The sequence below is a fragment of the Ruegeria sp. 6PALISEP08 genome, from assembly GCF_001238295.1.
In the GTDB taxonomy this organism is placed as follows: Bacteria; Pseudomonadota; Alphaproteobacteria; order Rhodobacterales; family Rhodobacteraceae; genus Ruegeria.
The window spans coordinates 1-20148 of the sequence record NZ_LGXZ01000009.1; the positions used below are offsets into that span (position 1 = coordinate 1).

At 56.2% G+C, this 20148-nt stretch carries 18 protein-coding genes and 1 pseudogene; 14 read left to right on the forward strand and 5 right to left on the reverse strand.

All coding sequences use genetic code 11. From position 1 onward, the window contains the following. The 3 genes and pseudogenes from ALB80_RS22420 to ALB80_RS13975 all read left to right on the forward strand — a co-directional run. Nucleotides 1-256, forward strand: a pseudogene (locus tag ALB80_RS22420) (hypothetical protein); the annotation flags it as partial. A 406-nt stretch (nucleotides 257-662) separates the two neighbouring features. Continuing rightward, nucleotides 663-1541, forward strand: a complete 879-nt coding sequence (locus ALB80_RS13970; protein WP_216597683.1) for a class I SAM-dependent methyltransferase — start codon at nucleotides 663-665, stop codon at nucleotides 1539-1541. Between the two features lie 162 nt (nucleotides 1542-1703). After that, nucleotides 1704-2189, forward strand: a complete 486-nt coding sequence (locus tag ALB80_RS13975) for a GNAT family N-acetyltransferase (protein ID WP_216597684.1) — start codon at nucleotides 1704-1706, stop codon at nucleotides 2187-2189. Nucleotides 2190-2379: 190 nt separating this feature from the next. On the opposite strand, the gene ALB80_RS13980 is transcribed toward ALB80_RS13975, so the two are convergent. Both ALB80_RS13980 and ALB80_RS13985 read right to left on the reverse strand, forming a co-directional pair. After that, nucleotides 2380-3333, reverse strand: a complete 954-nt coding sequence (locus ALB80_RS13980) for an SDR family oxidoreductase (protein ID WP_050604707.1) — start codon at nucleotides 3331-3333, stop codon at nucleotides 2380-2382. Between the two features lie 399 nt (nucleotides 3334-3732). After that, on the reverse strand, nucleotides 3733-4629 hold the full coding sequence (locus tag ALB80_RS13985; RefSeq protein WP_050604708.1) for a sulfotransferase domain-containing protein: 897 nt from the start codon (nucleotides 4627-4629) through the stop codon (nucleotides 3733-3735). 619 nt (nucleotides 4630-5248) lie between these two features. On the opposite strand from ALB80_RS13985, the gene ALB80_RS13990 reads away from it, so the two are divergent. Next, a complete protein-coding gene (locus ALB80_RS13990; RefSeq protein WP_371255991.1) occupies nucleotides 5249-7132 on the forward strand; it encodes an SLC13 family permease in 1884 nt (627 codons plus the stop codon). Here ALB80_RS13990 and ALB80_RS13995 read toward each other — a convergent pair. Next, nucleotides 7126-7470 carry a GNAT family N-acetyltransferase gene (locus ALB80_RS13995; protein WP_172677894.1) on the reverse strand — a complete coding sequence of 115 codons (345 nt, stop codon included), beginning with the start codon at nucleotides 7468-7470 and terminating at the stop codon, nucleotides 7126-7128. The genes ALB80_RS13990 and ALB80_RS13995 overlap by 7 nt on opposite strands. Nucleotides 7471-7737: 267 nt before the next feature. Further along, nucleotides 7738-8262, reverse strand: coding sequence for a DUF2796 domain-containing protein (locus ALB80_RS14000; RefSeq protein ID WP_172677895.1), 525 nt, complete (start codon nucleotides 8260-8262; stop codon nucleotides 7738-7740). Nucleotides 8263-8516: 254 nt separating this feature from the next. Here ALB80_RS14000 and ALB80_RS14005 point away from each other — a divergent pair, with 254 nt between their 5' ends. From ALB80_RS14005 to speB, 10 genes are all read left to right on the forward strand, one after another. After that, nucleotides 8517-9788 (forward strand): imelysin family protein, encoded by a 1272-nt coding sequence (locus ALB80_RS14005; protein WP_050604712.1) that lies wholly within the window; start codon nucleotides 8517-8519, stop codon nucleotides 9786-9788. An 86-nt stretch (nucleotides 9789-9874) separates the two neighbouring features. Beyond that, nucleotides 9875-10168, forward strand: a complete 294-nt coding sequence (locus ALB80_RS21895; protein ID WP_083445315.1) for a bacterioferritin-associated ferredoxin — start codon at nucleotides 9875-9877, stop codon at nucleotides 10166-10168. Beyond that, nucleotides 10116-10601: a bacterioferritin gene (bfr, locus tag ALB80_RS14010; protein ID WP_050604713.1), complete on the forward strand. Its 486-nt coding sequence runs from the start codon at nucleotides 10116-10118 to the stop codon at nucleotides 10599-10601. The genes ALB80_RS21895 and bfr overlap by 53 nt, the downstream gene beginning before the upstream one ends. Next, nucleotides 10561-12108: a di-heme oxidoredictase family protein gene (locus tag ALB80_RS14015; protein WP_172677896.1), complete on the forward strand. Its 1548-nt coding sequence runs from the start codon at nucleotides 10561-10563 to the stop codon at nucleotides 12106-12108. Before bfr ends, ALB80_RS14015 begins: the two co-directional genes overlap by 41 nt. A 3-nt stretch (nucleotides 12109-12111) precedes the next feature. Further along, nucleotides 12112-13122, forward strand: a complete 1011-nt coding sequence (locus ALB80_RS14020) for an imelysin family protein (RefSeq protein WP_050604715.1) — start codon at nucleotides 12112-12114, stop codon at nucleotides 13120-13122. Nucleotides 13123-13125: 3 nt separating this feature from the next. After that, complete coding sequence (locus ALB80_RS14025; protein WP_050604716.1) at nucleotides 13126-14211, forward strand: DUF1513 domain-containing protein; 1086 nt, start codon at nucleotides 13126-13128, stop codon at nucleotides 14209-14211. Nucleotides 14212-14311: 100 nt separating this feature from the next. Beyond that, on the forward strand, nucleotides 14312-16201 hold the full coding sequence (gene speA / locus ALB80_RS14030; protein ID WP_050604717.1) for a biosynthetic arginine decarboxylase: 1890 nt from the start codon (nucleotides 14312-14314) through the stop codon (nucleotides 16199-16201). Nucleotides 16202-16225: 24 nt separating this feature from the next. Next, nucleotides 16226-17437, forward strand: a complete 1212-nt coding sequence (locus ALB80_RS14035; protein ID WP_050604718.1) for a saccharopine dehydrogenase family protein — start codon at nucleotides 16226-16228, stop codon at nucleotides 17435-17437. An 85-nt stretch (nucleotides 17438-17522) separates the two neighbouring features. Further along, complete coding sequence (gene nspC, locus ALB80_RS14040) at nucleotides 17523-18692, forward strand: carboxynorspermidine decarboxylase (protein WP_050604719.1); 1170 nt, start codon at nucleotides 17523-17525, stop codon at nucleotides 18690-18692. Next, nucleotides 18689-19531: an agmatinase gene (gene speB, locus ALB80_RS14045; RefSeq protein ID WP_050604720.1), complete on the forward strand. Its 843-nt coding sequence runs from the start codon at nucleotides 18689-18691 to the stop codon at nucleotides 19529-19531. The genes nspC and speB overlap by 4 nt, the downstream gene beginning before the upstream one ends. Here the strand turns inward: speB and ALB80_RS14050 are convergent. After that, complete coding sequence (locus ALB80_RS14050) at nucleotides 19528-20118, reverse strand: HD domain-containing protein (protein ID WP_050604869.1); 591 nt, start codon at nucleotides 20116-20118, stop codon at nucleotides 19528-19530. The genes speB and ALB80_RS14050 overlap by 4 nt on opposite strands. Nucleotides 20119-20148 lie beyond the last annotated feature (30 nt).

The following is a 20148-nucleotide window of genomic DNA, read 5'->3' on the forward strand; positions in this document are numbered from 1 at the left end:
TCGTCAAAAAATAGAAATAGCAATTGACGACTTCGTGTATGAAGGACGTGCAAAAGGCATTAAAAGCAAGAAACTAGCGGATGACTACTCTGGTGGCTATATCGTTGTGAAGGACGCAAATATGGCGACTGCCGTGGCCGAAGGGCAGACCTTGATCGCATTTCCAAAGAAGTCTGCAAATTTCATTGTGGACCTAACCGGAACGAAGAAGGCTATGGAAGAAGGTCGTAAGTGCAACCTTGCACTTGCCAGCTAACTCAGGCCGTTGCTCAACCTCAAAAAGCTGAGTTGCCTTCTTGTCAAACCCTTAGTGGTCCCGCAGTTTGCGGGGTCATTTGTTTGTCATTTTTTGTCTCTTTACCTCAAGCATCAAGCTTATGATTAGCCAGCCCGAACTGGCGCTGGCGTTGTCTGGAAAGCAACGTCTTTTGGTTCAGTCAAGAGCGACAGCGTTCCATTAACAGCAGCCGCTTTGTCCGCAGAGCAGACATCCGTCGCGATTGAGGGAATGACAGCGCCGAGCCCTACAGCAGACGTCTTAGCGCGATTGTCGGGAGGGTGTCGTTCAGCGCCAAGAGTGCTTCCATTGGCTTCAGAAAACTGTTGGTGCTACGTTGACCTGATTTGGAGGATGGATGACCGACCTCAATGATTTTGAAAAGATGGAGCGCGAAGGCTGGGCCAATCCAGCTATCGCCAAGGGTTATGCAGATGGGTTCGACCGAGCTACGCTCGTTGTTGCGCAAAGGCTTTCGGATGCGGTTTCGGCTGGATCTAATTCAACGGTTCTTGATCTATGCACCGGGCATGGTGTTGTCGCTGCGGAACTTTCGGCAAGAGGCGCTTCTGTAACTGGACTCGACTTTTCTGCGGCTATGATCTCCCTTGCTCAATCAGCTGTGCCGGACGCTTCCTTTGTCCAAGGAGATGCGATGTCAATGGACTTTGCCGATAACAGTTTTGACGCTGTCACTATTGGTTTTGGCGTACCGCACTTTCCCGATCCTGAACGTGGTTTGGCGGAAGCGGCAAGAGTATTGAGGCCGGGCGGGCGTATCGCGTTTTCAGTTTGGAGAGGGAAAGGACCTGATGGTGCATTCGGTTGGTTGTTCGATGCGGTTGGACGCCTGGGCGACCCCTCGGTCACATTGCCCTTCGGACCTGATGCCCATATGCTTGTGGACCGCTCAGCTGCTGAACCTATGGTCACCAAAGCGGGATTTGCAGAGGTTCAGTTGATCGACGTGCCCTCAGAACTGTATCTGCAGCAACCTGAAGACTTGTTTGATGCCTTTGATCAGGTGCCGTTCGCGCAGCATCACTTTTGGGAGCGCAGCCAGTCACAAAACGAGATGCAATTCGCTCTGATTTGGCGGCACGTACTCGCTCACAAGGTATTAAACGCAATGGCGATTTTCTGGTCCCGGCTCCGTCCGTCATCATTTCGTCCGTTCGCCGCTGACTTTTGCAAACTCTTAGTGATTATGCGCGTGCTGCGACTGGCAATTTTGTCCCGTTTTCTGGACCTTGGTGCCGCCTAAACCGACCCTATAACCTGCTGAAGCCGTCAGATGAACAGTTCGAGCCAAAATCGGCTGAGGCTGCAATTCGCGCCTTTGGCTGGTTATCGATACGCTTTGCTGGCCGCAAGACAGCTTCGGGTTTCTTGGGCTATATCTCTCTAAGACACATGGGAGATTTGTATCCGCAATTTTAGAAATGCCCAAACCGCCGATGCGGATCGCTGCTTTGAAATCGAGATCTCCGCCTACGAAGGTGAAGAGGCTGCGACACACGCCAAAATCTGCAAACGGATTGAGACCTACCCCGATGGCTTTCTAATCCTCGAAGTGGATGGAACGGTTGTGGGCTTCATCAACTGCGGATGCGCTCATGAGGTTGAGATGTCTGACGAGGACTTCAAGGAGCTTATCGGCCACGACCCTGACGCTCCCAATGTGGTCATCATGTCCGTCGTCGTAGACCCGACCGAACAAGGCAAGGGCTATTCAAGGTCTCTGATGGATGAGTTTGTTAGGCGGATGCAGCAGATGAACAAGGAGGCGATCCATCTGATGTGCAAAGAGCATCATGTGCCACTCTATGAAAAGCTCGGCTATGGTTATCTGAGGCGGTCTGCCTCCGACCACGGAGGAATGGCATGGCATGAGATGAGTATGCGACTTTGAAATAAAACTTGTTGTCTCTCAGCCAAGCGGACACATAGCCTTCCAAAGGGAACGTCAGCTTTGTCCGCATAGCAGTCGTCCGCACCGAGTGCAGCGAATGTCTGCTTCGAGCCCATTCTACTAAATGCTGCGCGGTGCACGAATTTCCGATGGTGGGTGAAGCATCACCAGCCGCACGGGACCCGTTGGATCAAATCTCCCACTTCAAGCCTATTTCTTGTTCAGTCACCTCCCAAAGCCTTGTCATGACCGGTTTGTCATACGCGTGTGGGTTCAATGTACCCTTGCCGACCGGGCCAACGGCTTCAAAGCGGCCTGTTGGGCCGTAGAGCGCGCGTTGTTCGGTCAAATTCTCTTCAGTGGCGCACATGACTTCGGGATAGGACCCTTGCTCGGCCGTTTGAACCATCGGTGTTTTGGTCATGAGCCACCAGATGAACCGCATCGTCCGGCTGCCACTTGTGCTGATAAGTGACGTTGCCGACGAGCCGGGATGGCAGACATAGACTTCGACCTCGGTGCGCCTTGCGGCGGCAAGCCTGTCCTGTAATTCATAAGCGAACATCATTTGCGCCAGCTTGCTTTGCGAGTAGGCAGTGTTTGGCCCGTAGCCCTCTTCCCAGTTCATGTCGTCGAACTTGATCGTCTTCAGACCCATGTTGTAGCCGAGACTGGCGACAACAACGATCCGACCTTTCGAGGCTTCGATCCGCTCAAACAGAAGACAACAGAGTAGGAAGTGACCGTAATGGTTGGTGCCGAGCTGGCTCTCGAACCCATCCTCTGTCAGCTTGCGGGTTGGCACCTGCGCAATGGCAGCATTGCAGATGAGCGCATCGATCCGGGGAACGGAATTCAGAACCTCGTCCGCAGCTTCGCGTACGTTTGCCAGCGAGGCCAGATCCATGCGAATGAAGGTCACTTCCGCCTCGCTGCCGAACTCACTTTTCAGGTCCGCAACAGCTACCTGAGACTTCTCAACCGAGCGGTTCAACATCATGACCTTGGCGTTCTTTTTTAAGAGCGCCCGCGCGGCCTGGAACCCGGCACCGGCGTTGGCACCCGTGATGAGGTAGGTCTTGCCGGAGAGGTCGTCGAGGCGCTCGGGCATCCAGCCTTTGGGTCCGAATGTGGTATCTGGCATCTTTTGTCCCCTATCTGCGTTGGCGCGGGGACCTAGTGAATTGTGTTTCGTCTTGGATATCTGTACCATTTAATCTCACATTCACAATTGCATCGGCGGGTATGGCGCGGTGCGTCTATTGGCAGACAGCAGCGCGACTATTGGCTGAAATCTGATTCAATATCCGGTCTTTACGCAACAATGCAAACCTTCGATAAGAATGCAGCACTGGGCCTCAATGACTGAGGCAATGCACAGGAAGCGGACTTGGCTCAAAGGGCAGCACTTTGTAGTCTTAGACAGCGGCTACGCGGACGGAGCTGCCATTCGCTGGCCGCGTTTCATAACAATGCTGAGCGGGACGAAGTTTCTGTTAAGCGTTTGTGAATAACCGAGGCGTCAAAGCAAATGACGACAGCCTCACGGTTCTCGCTGATCCCCCCAGTTCAACCAGGCAGCGTCCTCGGGCGACAGGAGCGAAGCGCAACGTTCCTGATAGCGTGCGAGTTCATTGTCACTAAGGCGGCCTTCCCACTTGTTGGATGTGCCGGAAGCAAAGAACTTCGCTTGGTCCACGAAGGGTGAATCTTTGTGAAAGCGTCTTTCGCTGGCTTCGACTACCTTGCGCATATTGGCAAACGTATTTGCCTCTGTCAGCGCAGTCAGAGTTTCCGGTGGCAGATCGATTTCCAAAATTCGAGCAAGCCGCGCAATCTGTCCGTGCAGGTCTTTGCTCAGATCGGCGTAATGGAAGAAATGCACGTTCCCCTTGCCCTCACGCGCTCTTGCCTGCTGGTAGTGACGTATAATGGAGTGCACTGTAAGATCATCTGTGCCCGTATCGGTCACTGGTCCCTCAACAAATCTGTTGAAACCTGCCAGGATATCATCAGGGAACATCTCTAAAAGGGGACCAGCGTCTTTCATGTTCTCAACGTGGCTCCGAAAGGAGAAATGGGCATCGATCGGATGACGATACACAACGATATAGGTTGGCTCTAAACCATATGAGATGCCGTCCATGGGTGTATGGCTTTTGAGGCAGCGCCTACGCGTCAAGCTGGCTTGCTTGGCGGCGATTGCTTTTCGGTCGCGAAATCCACAATCGAGCCAAGGTGCTTCTTCTCTGTTGCCGGCATCCGGAACGACCCTGCCATGTATCAGCATCATGACGATATTCAACGTCCATGTCGTGCCGCATTTTGGGGGCGTGCAAACAATCACGTCGTTGGGCCGCAGCTGAAATTCATCCCAAATGTCGGTATTCGTGACCGGGCCAAGATAATCGCGGTGACGTTCTGTATGAACTGTCTGCATTGGACTTCTCCCTCGTCCGTAACTCCACTTTAGCCGGCCATCATCCAACCGCAAAGCTGTTTGAGCGTCGGGAACGCGAGGCGAAAAAATGTCGCCAATAGGCTCAGACCGGTCATCTGACGGTTTCGGTAGGTCATAGAGTCGATTCTGACCGCATCAAGGTCGGCTGAGCGGGACAAAGCAGGCGTTCGCAAGTGACTAATCAAAGGCAGCTTGACCGTGTCCGGTATCAATGCGTGAAAGATTTAAACGGTTCAGAAGGAGTAGACGCCCCCACTGGTCTCGATGTGCCATTGTGGGTTAGCCAACTACCTGAATGGAGGCGTCTAAAGATAAGCCTAGCGGGTCGTTGCGAACAGTGAAATCACACCCGGTTGGAGACATAAATCCGCGTTCAATTCACGTAAATCAAGTTTCGCGCGGCACAGGCGTCGGATCGCAATTTTTTGAAATTGCGCCGTCAATTTTGAGATCGATAACAACTTTACGGCATAGTCTTTGCTTGACATGCCTTGAAACTTTGTTGCGCTGTCTCAATGAAAATCGAAACATCATGACAGGGTAAGCGCGATAGTCTAGGTGTTTACTTTAAACAAAAAACAAAGTCTCGGTGAACTCCGTGGAACAAGTTACCTTTACGTTTGAGATGGGAGTGGTTTGCGCTTTGTTGGCCTTCACCGTCTTTCTATTCGTTTCAGAAATTGTCAGAATTGACCTCTCCGCCATATTGGTTCTGGTCCTCGTTGGCCTTCTCAGCTACGCGCCGGGGCTTGAGAACCTGGCAGATGTCACGCACCTATTCGATGGGTTCGCGTCGAATGCCGTTATTTCTATCATCGCAGTCATGATCGTCGGTGCCGGTTTGGACAAAACTGGCATCATGAACAAAGTTGCTGCGGTCATTCTCAAATATGGTGGCACGGCCGAAAACCGGGTGTTGCCGATCGTTTCAGGGACGGTCGGGGTTATTTCATCATTCATGCAAAATGTCGGGGCAGCTGCATTGTTTCTGCCGGTCGTCAGCCGCATTTCCTCAAGATCCGGAATTCCCCTGTCCCGCCTACTGATGCCCATGGGATTTTGCGCCATTCTTGGCGGCACGATGACTATGGTCGGCTCATCACCGCTGATCTTGCTGAATGACCTGGTCCAAACTGCAAACGAAGGGCTGCCTGAAGGTCAGAAAATTGAACCTTTCGGTCTGTTCTCGGTGACGCCAATCGGTGCGGTTTTGATCCTAACCGGGATCGGGTATTTTCTTCTACTTGGGCGCTGGGTTCTGCCTCGAGATACCGGGTCTGACAATCTTGGCACAGGGCAAGGTACGCAGGAATACCTGCGACGGGTTTACGGGTTGCAGGCGGATGTTTTCGAGGTGATCGTGCCAGAAAAAAGCCCACTGGTTGGGCAGATTCTGGCTGACATAAACCACGAAAACCATCTCTACATTATATCCACGTTTTATCGCGGAAAAACGTCTATGGTACAGGTCCTGACAGCCGAGATTGCTGCTCCTTGCAGGCTTGCCATCATAGGAAATCGCTTGGTTGCCGAACAGTTTGCAGAGAAATTCGGTCTGACTGTTCTTCCTGAACTGGATATCTTCGTAGAAGAGTTTGCACCAACCAATGCCGGAATAGCCGAAGTCGTCGTGACACCTGACAGCAAGCTGATCGGTAAATGCCCCCGCGAGCTTTTGTTTCGCAAGACATACGGCATGTCGCTGCTTGCTATTCATCGCGGTGAAGAAACGCTCAGCCATGTCGAGACTGAAACGCACCAGTCCACTCAAATCGGGCTCGAAGAATTTCACGCGGGTGACATGCTTGTTGCACATACAAGGTGGGACAACCTAATGCGGATCAAACGCGATCCTGACTTTGTGGTCGTGACAACGGATTTTCCACAGGATGAATTACGGCCTCAGAAGGTCGGGTGGGCTCTAGCCTTTTTCGCTATTTCGTTGGCGCTGATACTGTTTACCGACGTTCGCTTGTCCCTTTGCCTTTTGACAGGCGCAGCCGGAATGATGCTCACGCGTGTACTCAGTGTCGATGAGGCGTATCGAGCGGTCGGATGGAACACAGTGTTTCTGCTGGCTTGCCTCATACCTCTCGGACAAGCAGTGCAAAACACCGGCACCGCAGCTTGGATTGCCCAGCAAATCATGTTCATTTTGAACGGTTGGCCGATTTGGGCGCTTCAAGCCGGTGTCGCGATATTGGCCACTGCATTTTCACTGGTTATGTCAAATGTCGGGGCCACTGTACTGCTCGTGCCCCTTGCCGTTTCGATTGCCGTAGCCGCAGGCGGAAACCCAGCCGCCTTTGCGCTAACAGTGGCAATCTCGACCTCGAACAGCTTCATCATCCCGACCCATCAGGTAAACGCGCTCGTTATGGGACCGGCGGGTTATAAGGTAATGGACTTTGTGCGATCCGGAGGCGTCATGACAATTCTGTTCTTGGTGGTTTCCTTGCTGATGCTCAACTTGATTTACTGAACGGCGTGAACGAAACAAACAGCATGCTCTTCCAGCTCTATCATCAAAGCAATGCCAATGCCTTTACCCTTCCAATCTGGAGAAACGAAAACCGATTTCACTTCGGTGCCTTGGAGGGCTCCAGTCCCAATAACAAAGCCATCCGACATTGCCACCAAGGCCTGCCTTTTTCCCATTATCTCCAAGACTTTGTCGCTCGTAAAATTCAGCCTCAAAGGATCAACTTCAGATGGCGGGTAATCTTTAGCATTGATCTGCTTGATGGCATCGCGGATCACGATGCTTATCCCGTCCGCATGCTTTATTGTTGCGGTTTGCAAGGGTACTTCGCTGTCCATCTGCAAACCGTATCCCCACCGTTTCTTCCAGATCAGAGATTGGCGCGACCATGTCACCATCGTCTTTGACAGGTATGCGCAGTCATCCACCTTAGGAAAACGATAAATTGCGAAACCTACACGCGCGATATGACTGAGGGTTTCACCAAGCGATGATCGTGGCCTGCAACTCCGAGGTCCTTCTGTCTCTGCATTCGATCATCTACGAAAACGCTTCGCTTCCTGACCATTGAAACACTTCGATACCGGGTGCGGTCGTCTTTACGTTTACGGTAAGGATAAACGGGGTGTGGCGCGCGTGGTCTCATGGAATTGTGTTGTCCCATTGGATGCAATGCGGACAGTCAGCTTTTCCGTTCCGCTGAAACGCTCGAAATAGGCAAGATCCAAGCTGTTCACCGCGCTGAGGTCCTGACACTGAATGACGTAGTCTGCCTGAAACTCTGCGTGACTTTCGTCAGACACGCCTTTGGAGGCATCACCAGCTGTGCCTTGATCTGTTATCTCATGAGTTAGAATCACATTGGCGGACGTGGTGAAGCACATCGCTTCGGACGGCACGACGAACAGGTTCAAGGGCTTGGACAGCTCGGAAATCGCAATAGCAACTTGCGTGCGCTCGTCATCGCTGGCGGCCGGAGCCTCAAACCCTACGATATCCATGCTCGGGACCTTGAGCGTCAGAGAAAACCCGGTTTCAGACAGCACGAAATCCAACTGGCCCGAACCATGGTTATGAGGCGTAACAATCTGCGTCGCTTGCGCCGCAAGAACGGCAGGAAACAGGGACATGGTCAAAACTGCACACTTCATTAACCGAACACCACAAACAGAATCACGTTGTTGATTCTAGCGCGAATCAACTGCCGCGCAATCTCAACAACCTGTTTCGACCCCGCCAGATATGGGGAGGTCGGCCGCTCTTTGTTTCACCCTTAACCTGACAATAAAACTCAGGTTGACATTGTCGACTTTTTCACTCAGATATTTCGCCACAACAAAAGCGGGACATTCCCGCACGATCAGACAGGAAAGTACCACCTTCCATGACCAAGTTTTTTGCAGCGGCCAGCACTCTGGCTCTTTGCGCAACAACCGCCGCATTTGCCAAAGATGTCCCGTCGAAGGCCGACGTTCTGGACACATATGCCAATATTGCCGAGGCCAAATTTGAAGACAGCCTGATTGCAGCGCAGCGTTTGCAAGCAGCCGTCGATGCACTGATCGCCGATCCGTCAGACGCCACGCTGACTGCGGCCCGAGCAGCCTGGATCGCGGCGCGCGTGCCCTATCAGCAGACCGAGGTCTACCGTTTCGGCAATGCCATCGTTGATGACTGGGAAGGCAAAGTGAATGCCTGGCCGCTGGACGAAGGCCTGATCGATTATGTGGATGCGACCTATGGCGGCGCCACTGACGAAAACGAATTCGCCGTTTTGAACGTCATCGCCAACCCCAGCTTCGAGCTGTCAGGTGAGACCATCGACGCCAGCGAAATTACTCCCGAGCTGCTGAGCGACACGCTGCACGAGGCCGATGGCATCGAAGCCAACGTGGCGACCGGCTATCACGCGATTGAGTTCCTGCTGTGGGGTCAGGACATGAACGGCCACGCCGCAGGTGCGGGCAACCGTCCGGCCACCGATTATGCGCAGGGTGACGACTGTACTGGCGGCCATTGTGACCGTCGCGGTCAATATCTGAGTGCCGCCACCGAACTGCTGGTTAGCGATCTGGCCTGGATGGCGGATCAGTGGAAAGAAGGCGGTGCGGCCCGCGCGGCACTGATGGAGAACGAAGCAGCAGGTGTCAGTGCGATCCTGACCGGCATGGGATCACTGTCTTATGGTGAGCAGGCTGGTGAACGGATGCGTCTGGGCCTGATGCTGAATGACCCCGAGGAAGAGCATGACTGCTTCTCGGACAACACCCATAACAGCCATTACTATGACGGTCTGGGCATCCAGAACGTCTATCTGGGCAGCTATACCCGCATCGATGGCACCCCGGTTTCGGGCGCATCGCTCGCCGATCTGGTTATCGCGACCGATCCGGCGCTGGATGCCGAGATGAAAGCGAAGCTGGCCGCCACCATGCAGGCCCTGGGTAACATCAAATCGACCGCCGAGGCAGGATTTGCTTACGACCAGATGCTGGAACGTGGCAACGAAGGTGGCGAGGCCCTGATCATGGGTGGCGTCAACGGTCTGGTGGATCAGACCAAGACAATCGAACGCATCGTGACCGCGCTGGAACTGGACGGGATCGCGTTCGAAGGTTCGGACAGCCTGGATAACCCCAACGCCGTCTTCCAGTAATCTCAGACCGGGCCGGGGAGAGCGACTCTCCGGCCCCTTCAAACCCTCCTGATCCCCCATCGGGGCGCGAGACAGAGCCAACAACAATGATTGTCTGCCACTGCACAAACATATCAGATCACGACATCCGCGCGGCCATCGACTGGATGCGCACAGCGGATCCGCGGACAATCATCACCCCCGGCAAAATCTACCATACTCTTGGAAAGTCGGCGGATTGTGGCGGGTGTATGCCTCTTTTCCTAGACACAATGCGGGCAAGCGATAATCTGGAAATACCGATGCAGCTCCGCGCCTTACGCGCCGGAGCATCACAGGAGAAAGCAGATGAAGGGCGATCCAAAGGTCATCGAATATCTCAACAAATCTCTGCGGCATGAACTGACTGCAGTCAGTCAGTACTGGTTGCACTACCGGTTGCAGGAAGACTGGGGCCTTGGCCACATGGCCAAGAAAAGCCGCGAGGAAAGCATCGAAGAGATGGGCCACGCGGACAAGCTGATCGAACGGATCATCTTTTTGGAAGGTCACCCCAACCTTCAGAAACTGGACCCGCTGCGGATCGGGCAGACGCCCAAGGAAACGCTGGAATGCGATCTTGCGGCCGAGATCGATGCAAGGGCCTTGTACAAGGAAGCGCGCGAATATTGTCGGGAGGCCGGCGACTATGTCTCAATGTCGCTGTTCGAGCAGTTGATGTCCGATGAAGAGGGGCATATCGACTTCCTCGAAACGCAGCTCGACCTGTACGAAAGGATCGGCGAAGCCAATTATGCGCAACTTAACGCATCGAAAATGGACGAAGGCGAGTAGCCTTTTTGCCCTGTCGGTGGCCGCCCTTGCGGCCACCCCTTCCCTGTCAGCCGAGCTGCAGGATCTGCATTTGAACATCACCCCCCGCACCGATGATGAGCGCGCTCGAATTGCCGTTGTGACGGCGCCACCGCAGGATTTCAGCGCGCCGCAGTCGTTCGAAGACCTCTCTGCCGGGGCCGCGACAGTCCGGGTGCGCAATGACGCCGATGCGTTTTCGCAACCCTCGGGCAATCTGAGTTTCGATCAGGAGCTGGATTTCAAGGTCGGCAACGGGCTGTTCAAGAAAATCTGGGTCTCGTCCCCGTCATCAACGCTGGCCTCTGACGGATTGGGGCCGCTTTATAACGCACGCTCGTGCCAGCGTTGCCATATCAAGGACGGGCGCGGGCATACGCCGAACGGGCACGATGACAACGCGATCTCGATGTTCCTTCGGGTCTCGATTCCCGGCACGCTGGAAGATGGCTATGCCGAGATCGCAGATTACATCGCCACCCTACCCGAGCCCAATTATGGCGGACAGATGCAGGATTTTGCACTGGCAGGACATCCTGCAGAATATCGACTGGATATTTCGTACGAGGAAATCCCGATAGAGTTGTCAGATGGCGAAACCGCAACGTTGCGGAGTCCGACCTATCAGGCGGCCGATCTGGGCTACGGCCCGCTGCACCCGGACGCAATGCTCAGCCCAAGGGTCGCGCCTCAAATGATCGGGCTTGGCCTGCTAGAGGCGATCCCGGTCGAGGATCTGTTGGTAAATGCTGATCCTGACGATGCGGATGGGGATGGCATTTCGGGCCGTCCAAACATCGTTTGGTCCGTGGAATACGGCGCACCGATGATGGGCCGGTTTGGGTACAAGGCCGGGATGCCGACGATCATGGAACAATCGGCTGCGGCCTTTGCCGGGGATATCGGCATTTCCAACCCGCTCTATCCGGCTTCGCACGGCGATTGCACCGATTTGCAGGTGAACTGCGTTGAGGCCCCGCATGGCGACAATGACGTGCGCGGGTTCGAGATCGATCAGCAGGGCATGGATCTGGTGGACTTCTACAGTCGCAATCTGGGTGTGCCCGGTCGCCGTAACGTGGACGATCCCGAGGTGCTGCGCGGGAAAGAGGTGTTTCACACGACCGGCTGCGCATCCTGCCATACGCCGTCGCATGTCACCCACCGCATGGAAGATCGCCCCGAACACAGTTTCCAGCTGATTTGGCCCTATACCGACCTGCTGCTTCACGACATGGGCGACGGTTTGGCCGACAATCGCCCCGAGGCCCGCGCGACGGGCCGTGAATGGCGCACACCGCCCTTGTGGGGTATTGGTCTGACAGAGCGTGTATCGGGCCACACACAATTCCTGCATGACGGACGGGCGCGCAATCTGCTAGAGGCGATCCTGTGGCATGGCGGTGAGGCACAGGCGGCGCGGGACATCGTTGTGTCGCTGCCAAAAACGGACCGCGACGCCCTGATCCGTTTTCTGGAGAGCCTTTGACCCATGCGTTACCTGCCCCTAATCGCCGCGTTGATAATGCCCGTAGCTTCACTGGCACAGGATCGTGCGCCGATCCTGATGGATGTGGCTGAGACGCATATCCTGCCCCGGTTCGCAAAGCTGCCGGAAACGACCGGAGCGCTGGTCAGCGCGGCGCTGGTGGATTGCACCCCAACCTCGCCTGCGTTGCGTGCAGCATATGATGACGCTTTTGACAGCTGGATTTCCGCCAGCCATCTGCGGTTTGGGCCGACCGAGGTCGATGATCGTGCTTTTGCCATGGCTTTCTGGCCCGACACGAAAGGGTTCACCTCTAAGGCCCTGTCCCAGCATATCGCGATTGAGGATGACGCCGTGCAAAGCCCTGAGGCTTACTCCGAAACGTCCATTGCAGGGCGTGGGTTCTTTGCGCTCGAGCGGATGCTTTTCGACCCCGTTATTGCAGAGCAGGGCAAAGCTGAATATCGCTGTGCACTGGTTCAGGCGATTACGGCGGATATCGATGCCAGCGCGCAAGCGATGGCCGAAGACTGGCAGAGCTATGCCCCAAGCCTGACCCGGCCCGGAGAAGGCAGCCGCTACCGAACACAGGATGAGGCGATGCAGGAGCTGTTCAAAGCCCTGACCACGGGTCTTGAGTTCACCGCCGATACCCGGTTGGGACGCCCTTTGGGCACCTTCGATCGCCCCCGCCCAAACCGGGCCGAAGCACGTCGGTCCGGGCGATCGCTGCGTCATGTGGAACTGTCGCTGATCGCCCTGCGTGATCTGGCGGCACGGTTGTCTTTTGACCATCCCGAAATTGCCGCTGATCTGGACGCTGCCTTTGCCCGCGCCATCGAGAACGCCCAATCCATTGACGACCCGGCGTTGGCCGGAGTTGCAGAACCCCAAGCCCGGTTCCGCATTGAAGCCTTGCAGCAATCTGTACAAGACATCCGCGCCATTGCCTCAACCGAGCTTGGCCCGACACTGGGGATCAGCGCGGGCTTTAATTCGCTGGACGGGGATTGATCCATGCCGTCGCGCCGCCACTTCCTTGCCGGTCTAGCCGCAGCCACCCTCTCGCCAATCCGCGGATGGGCTTCAGTTGGTGCACCTGACTTTCTGGCGGCGGGGCTGTTTCCCGATGGCTCACACCGGCTGGCGGGGCTGGATGAACAAGGCGAAACCCTGTTCTCGGTGCCCTTGCCCGCTCGTGGACATGCCGCCGCAGCGCACCCGTTCAAAGCGCAGGCCGTCGCCTTTGCCCGCCGCCCCGGTACATTTGCCGTTGTCGTTGATTGCGCCACCGGCGCGCAGATTGCGCAACTCACTGCCCCCGACGGTCGCCATTTCTATGGCCATGGCACGTTCTCGGCGGATGGTGCGACTTTCTTCGCGACCGAGAATGACTATGAGGCCGGGACCGGCGTCATCAGCGTCTGGGACGCGCAGAACTTTGCACGGACAGGAGAGTTTTCTTCGGGCGGCGTCGGACCGCATGACATGCGCCTGATGCCCGACGAGCAAACGCTGGTGATTGCCAATGGCGGGATCGAAACGCATCCCGAAACCGGACGCACCAAGCTGAACCTGCCGGTAATGGACCCTAAACTGACCTATCTGAGCCTTTCGGGCACAGTTCAGGATCGGGTTTCCTTGCCGCGCGACCTGCACAAGAACTCAATCCGGCATCTGGCCGTGCGGCAGGACGGGCTGGTGGGTTTTGCCATGCAGTGGCAGGGAAGCACGTCGGAACATCCGCCCCTGCTGGGCCTGCACCATCGGGGCGAAGACCCGCGTCTGCTGTCAGCCCCCGACGAGGATCAAAGCACGTTGCAGGGCTATGCGGGCAGTGTCGCCTTTTCGGCAAACGGAGGGGTCATCGCCATCACCTGCCCGCGCGGCAATGCACTGCATCAGTTCGACGTCGCCAGCGGGAGCTTTACGAAGGCCTTTGTATTGGAGGATGTCTGCGGCCTGGGCGCCGGGACAGACGGGTTGGTTTTTACCACCGGAACCGGCCTGTTTGGCGCGTTGACAGACGCTTCCCCTGCGATCCGCACCCGTGCAAAGTGCCAGTGGGACAACCATCTGATCCCGGTCCGCCGTCCTGCGTAAAACTCGGTTTTCGTCGTCACATAGTTTACACTTGGAAGAATCAAATTGCTGCCGTATTGGCGGGCGCAAAACTGGCACCCTAAGTTAAGGACTGACTTGATTGAAACAGACGCCCGACGCACCGCATTCCATCTACGGAGTTGAAAAATGGGGCAAAGGCCTCATCGAGGTGACGGATCAGGGCGAGATCGGTCTGCGCAACCCTATGGCGCCCGAGGCGGCGGCGATCAGCCTGACGGGTATTCTCAGCGATCTGGATGACCGGGGCATCAAGGCCCCCATGGTTTTGCGTGTTGCCTCTTATCTGGAACACGAGATCGCGCATCTGAACGAAAGCTTCCGCGAGGCTATCGCGCGTGTGGGGTACAAGGGTCCATATCGCGGTGTCTTCCCGATCAAGGTGAACCAGCAGGCGCAGGTGGTCGACCGAATCGTCGAATTCGGGAAGAAATACAACTATGGGCTTGAGGCCGGATCAAAACCCGAACTGGTGTTGGCATTAGCCCATCGTCTGGCCCCCGAGGCACTGATCGTGTGCAACGGTGTAAAAGACGCCGAGTTCATCCAACTGGCGATCCTCAGTCGCAAGATCGGGTTCAACACTGTCATCGTTCTGGAAAGCCCGAAAGAGGCGGACACGGTGATCGAGGTGTATGACGAACTGGGTATCGAGCCCTTGATCGGCGTGCGCGTGAAGTTGACCAACCAGATTAGCGGCAAGTGGGAAGAAAGCTCGGGGGACCGATCCGCCTTTGGCATGAACACCGATCAATTGGTGGCCACGGTGGACAAGTTGAAAGTGGCCGGTCTGCTGCATTGCCTTAAGTTGCAGCATTCGCATCTGGGCTCTCAGGTACAGGACGTCAACGACGTGCGCCGCGCTGTGGGTGAGGCCTGCCGGTATTACACCGAACTGACCCGCGAAGGTGTGCCGCTGACCCATCTGGATCTCGGCGGTGGTATGGGCGTGGATTATACCGGTGAAAAGAAGGCCGCTGAGAACTCGATCAACTACACGGTCGAGGAATACTGCGCCAACGTGGTCGAAACTGTCGCCTACGCGATGGACGAGGCCGAGATCGACCATCCCACGCTGGTCACCGAAAGCGGGCGGGCTGTGGTCGCAACCTCGTCCATGCTGGTGTTCAACGTGCTGGAAAGCACATTGTATGACGCGCCGAATGGCCCCGAGGTCGAAGCGGACGATCACCATCTGGTCTCGGACCTTGCCGCGATCAACGGGTATCTCAGCACCGAACGTTTACAAGAATGCTGGAACGACGCAAACTTTTACCGCAACGAGCTGCGCGCGCTGTTCCGTCGCGGCAATGTCGATCTGCGCCAGATGGCGCGGGCGGAACGGATATATCTGTCTCTTATGGCTAGGGTCAAAGCCCTTGCCGCCAGTGATGATATGGACACAGACGTGGACGACCAGCTTGAGAAAGTGGCCGATATCTATCACTGCAATTTCTCGCTATTCCAATCGCTGCCTGATGTCTGGGCCATTGACCAATTGCACCCGATTGTGCCGCTGCAAGGCCTGAACCAAGCCCCGGACCGCCGCGCAGTTCTGTCCGACATCACCTGCGACAGCGATGGCAAGATCGACCGGTTCATTCTGGCCGACGGCGTTTCACCCAGCCTGCCGGTGCATTCCCTACCCGAGGATCAAGAATACCTGATGGGAGTGTTTTTCGTCGGCGCCTATCAGGAAACGCTAGGCGATCTACACAACCTGTTCGGTGACACCAATGTCGTTACCATCGACCTGCGTGCAGACGGCGGCTTTGACCTGCTGCACGAACAAGAGGGCGACACGATCAGCCAGGTCCTGTCTTATGTCGAATTCGATCCGCAGGATTGCGTCGCCGCCTTCCGCAAAATGGTGGACGAGGCGATCTCGACCGGTACTCTTAAAGCCAAGGACCGCAAAACCCTGATGAGCGCTTATCGCGACTCGATCAACGGCTACACCTATTACGAATAACCCCCTGTGAGAGGAGATCACCCCATGGGCAAAACACTGGTTGTCGGCGCAGGCGGCGTATCGCACGCCGCCGTGCACAAGATGGCGATGAATTCGGACATCTTTACCGAGATCACCCTGGCCAGCCGCACCAAGTCGAAATGCGACGCCATCGCCAAAGCGGTGAAAGAGCGTGTAGGCGTTGATATCGCGACCGCCGAGCTGGACGCCTACAAGGTCGAAGACACGGTTAAGCTGATCAAGGAAACCGGAGCGGAAATCCTTGTAAACCTCGCCCTGCCCTATCAGGATCTGGTGTTGATGGACGCCTGCCTCGAGGCCGGTATCCACTATCTCGACACCGCGAACTATGAGCCCGAGGATGAGGCCAAGTTCGAGTATCACTGGCAATGGGCCTATCAGGAGCGGTTCAAAGAGGCGGGCCTGACCGCCATCCTCGGCTCGGGCTTCGATCCGGGTGTGACCAGTGTCTTTGCCAAGTGGTTGAAGAAACACAAGCTGGACACGATCCGTCAGATCGACGTTCTGGACGCCAATGGCGGGTCCAACGATCAGGAGTTTGCCACCAACTTCAACCCTGAGATCAACCTGCGCGAAGTGCTGGCCGAAGTGCGTCACTGGGAAAACGGCGAATGGAAACACTCGCCCGCCATGACCCATAAGGTCGAATACGACTTCCCCGCCATCGGCCCCAAGAACATGTACCTGATGTATCACGAGGAACTGGAGTCGCTTTCGACCCATTTCCCCGAGATCGAGCGCGCCCGTTTCTGGATGACCTTCGGTGACGCCTACATCACCCATGCCAAGGTGCTGGAGAATGTGGGTATGACCCGCATCGACCCGGTGATGCATGACGGCAAGGAGATCATCCCGATCCAGTTCCTGAAAACCCTGCTGCCCGATCCTGGCGATCTGGGCGCAGAGACCAAAGGCAAAGCCTGCATCGGTGACATCGCCACAGGCCAAGCAAAGGACGGTTCGGGCGAGAAGACCTATTACATCTACAACATCTGCGACCACGAGGAATGCTATGCCGAGGTTGGATCGCAGGCGGTCAGCTACACCACCGGCGTCCCCGCCATGATCGGTGCAGCACAGCTGCTGAAGGGCAACTGGCGCGAGCCCGGCGTGTGGAACATGGAACAGCTAGACCCGGACGACTTCATGGACATGCTGAACAATCACGGCCTTCCTTGGCAGGTCCACGAACTCGACGGCCCTGTCGAATTCTGATCCGATTTAGCTTCTTCTGATTTAAAATACCTCGGGGGTCCGGGGGGCAACGCCCCCGGCCTCTCAAAAAACGGAGACGCCGGTTATGTCCGACATGATGACCACGCAGGCCGGTGACGCCGGAGCTTTCCGCAACTTCGACCTCAATCGCGTTCCTTCCCCTTGCTTCGTGGTCGACGAAAAAGCTGTTGAACGCAATCTGCGCATCCTCGCGGATGTTGGTACACGCTCGGGTGCGAATGTTCTAAGTGCTCTGAAAGCGTTCTCGATGTTCTCACTCGCCCCGCTGGTACGCCAGCACCTAGGCGGCACCTGCGCGTCCGGTATCTACGAAGCACGCCTGGGCCGTGAGGAATACGGTGGCGAGGTCGCAACCTTTTGCGCCGGATACAAAGACGCTGACATCGATGAAATCCTGTCCCTGTCGGACCACATCATCTTCAACTCTCCGGTGCAAAAGGACCGGTTTCTTGCGAAGGCTCAGGATGCGGACGTGCAAGTCGGACTGCGCATCAACCCGGAACATTCCGAGGGCGAGATTCCAAAATACGATCCCTGCGCACCGTGTTCACGTCTCGGGACGCCGGTCAGCCATCTGGCCGACGATGCCTTAGTCGGTGTTGACGGCCTGCACATGCATACGCTCTGCGAACAGGGGTTCGAGCCTTTGCAACGCACTTGGGCCGCAGTGGAACCCAAACTTACCCCCTATATCGGCCAGCTCAAATGGCTGAACTTCGGAGGCGGGCATCACATCACCCGCGACGACTATGACCGCGACGGGCTGGTGACTTTCATCAAAAACATCCGCGAGACCTATGGCATCGATGTCTACCTCGAACCCGGTGAGGCCGTCGCACTGGATGCGGGCATTCTGGTCGGAGAAATCCTCGACCTGCCGACCAACGGCATGAACCTCGCAATCACTGACATCTCGGCCACATGCCACATGCCCGACGTGATCGAGGCCCCCTATCGCCCCGCCCTGGTGGAAGAGGCCGTGGCTGGACACACCTACCGTCTTGGCGGCCCGTCCTGTCTGGCCGGTGACGTGATCGGCGATTACACATGGGAAAAACCACTGGGAATTGGCCAGCGTTTTGCGTTCCTCGATCAGGCGCATTATTCGATGGTCAAAACCAACACGTTCAACGGTGTTCCCCTGCCGACAATCGCGCTTTGGAACAGCGAAACGGACGATTTGAAGATCATCAAACAATTCGGCTATGACGACTTTAAGGACAGACTCTCATGAGCATTTTCCTGGACAGTGAACTGACCGCATCCGAACGCACCGAGGATGCCCGGTTCCGCGTCATCCCCGTCCCGTTGGAGCGCACCGTTTCATACGGATCAGGCACTGCAAAGGGCCCAGAGGCGATCATTGAGGCCAGCAATGAGCTAGAACGCATCACCGGCCACGCGGAACCCTGCGTGGAAGGCATTTTCACCGAAGAGGCCCTGGATTGCGACGCCGCCCTGTCTGACATCATGGAACGCCTCGCCCAACGCACCGAAGCTGCCGCCCGTGAAGGCAAAGTGCCCGTGATCTTGGGCGGAGAGCACTCGCTCAGTTATGGCGCGGTATTGGGCGTATCACGGGCCCTGAACCAACCCATCGGCATCGTCCAGATCGACGCCCATGCCGACCTGCGCAACGCCTATCAGGGCGAGAAACACTCTCACGCCTCGGTCATGCACTTGCTGGCCGAGGAAGGCATCCGTCTGGCTCAGTTCGGCGTCAGAGCCTTTTCAACGGAAGAAGCCAAAAGCCGTTTGAAAAACCATGTCTTTCACGTGGATGCCGAGGAACTCGTCACCGGCAATGTCCACGCGGTCGACCTGCCCGAAGATTTCCCCGAGCTGGTCTATGTCAGTTTTGACGTCGACGGCCTGGACCCGTCACTAATGCCTGCCACCGGTACGCCCGTCCCCGGCGGGTTGGGCTACTATCAGGCCCTGCGTCTGGTCGAACATGCCCTGAAAGGCCGCAAATGTGTGGGCTTCGACGTGGTCGAGCTGGCCCCGGACGGCAATGCCGCTTGGGACTTCACCGCCGCGCAGATCGTCTATCGCCTGATGGCTGCCTGTTAAGCGTCAGAGGTTTCGTTCAGTTCCATGTGGCCCTCGCCTTTGTTCAATACACGGCGCAGCATGGGCTCGAAGAACTCCAGCGGTTTGGTCGGATAGTCCGGGTCGAACGCTTTCTGATCGTATTCGTGGCAGAAATAGCGGCAGTCCTCCCAATAGGGGCTGTCGCGGTACTTGTCGCGAGCGTTGCGGTCACCGCCAAGGTGATGGTTGTAGTAGTACCCCTGAAACACGCAGTGATGCTTGAGAATCCAATAGGTTTTCTCGCTGACATAGGGCTTCATCATTGCCGCTGACAGCTCGCCGTGGTTGTAAGGCGACAGGATATCCCCAGTGTCATGGATCAGGGCAGCGACAACCAGTTCTTCGTCCGCACCGTCCTCATAAGCACGGGTCGCAGCCTGCAGGCTATGCTGATAGCGGTTCACCGGGTAGGGTGTCCACTCTTCATCCAATGACCGAATAGCGTCGAGGATACGGTCAGGCAGGGCAGCATTATACGCTTCCTCATACTCCAATACGGCGTCCCAGTCGGCCTTGGTCGCCTCTTCAAAACTGGTCCAGGTGGGTTTGTGGCTTTTGTCTAGCATGACTGATCCTTTGGCGTGTTTCCTGATCTG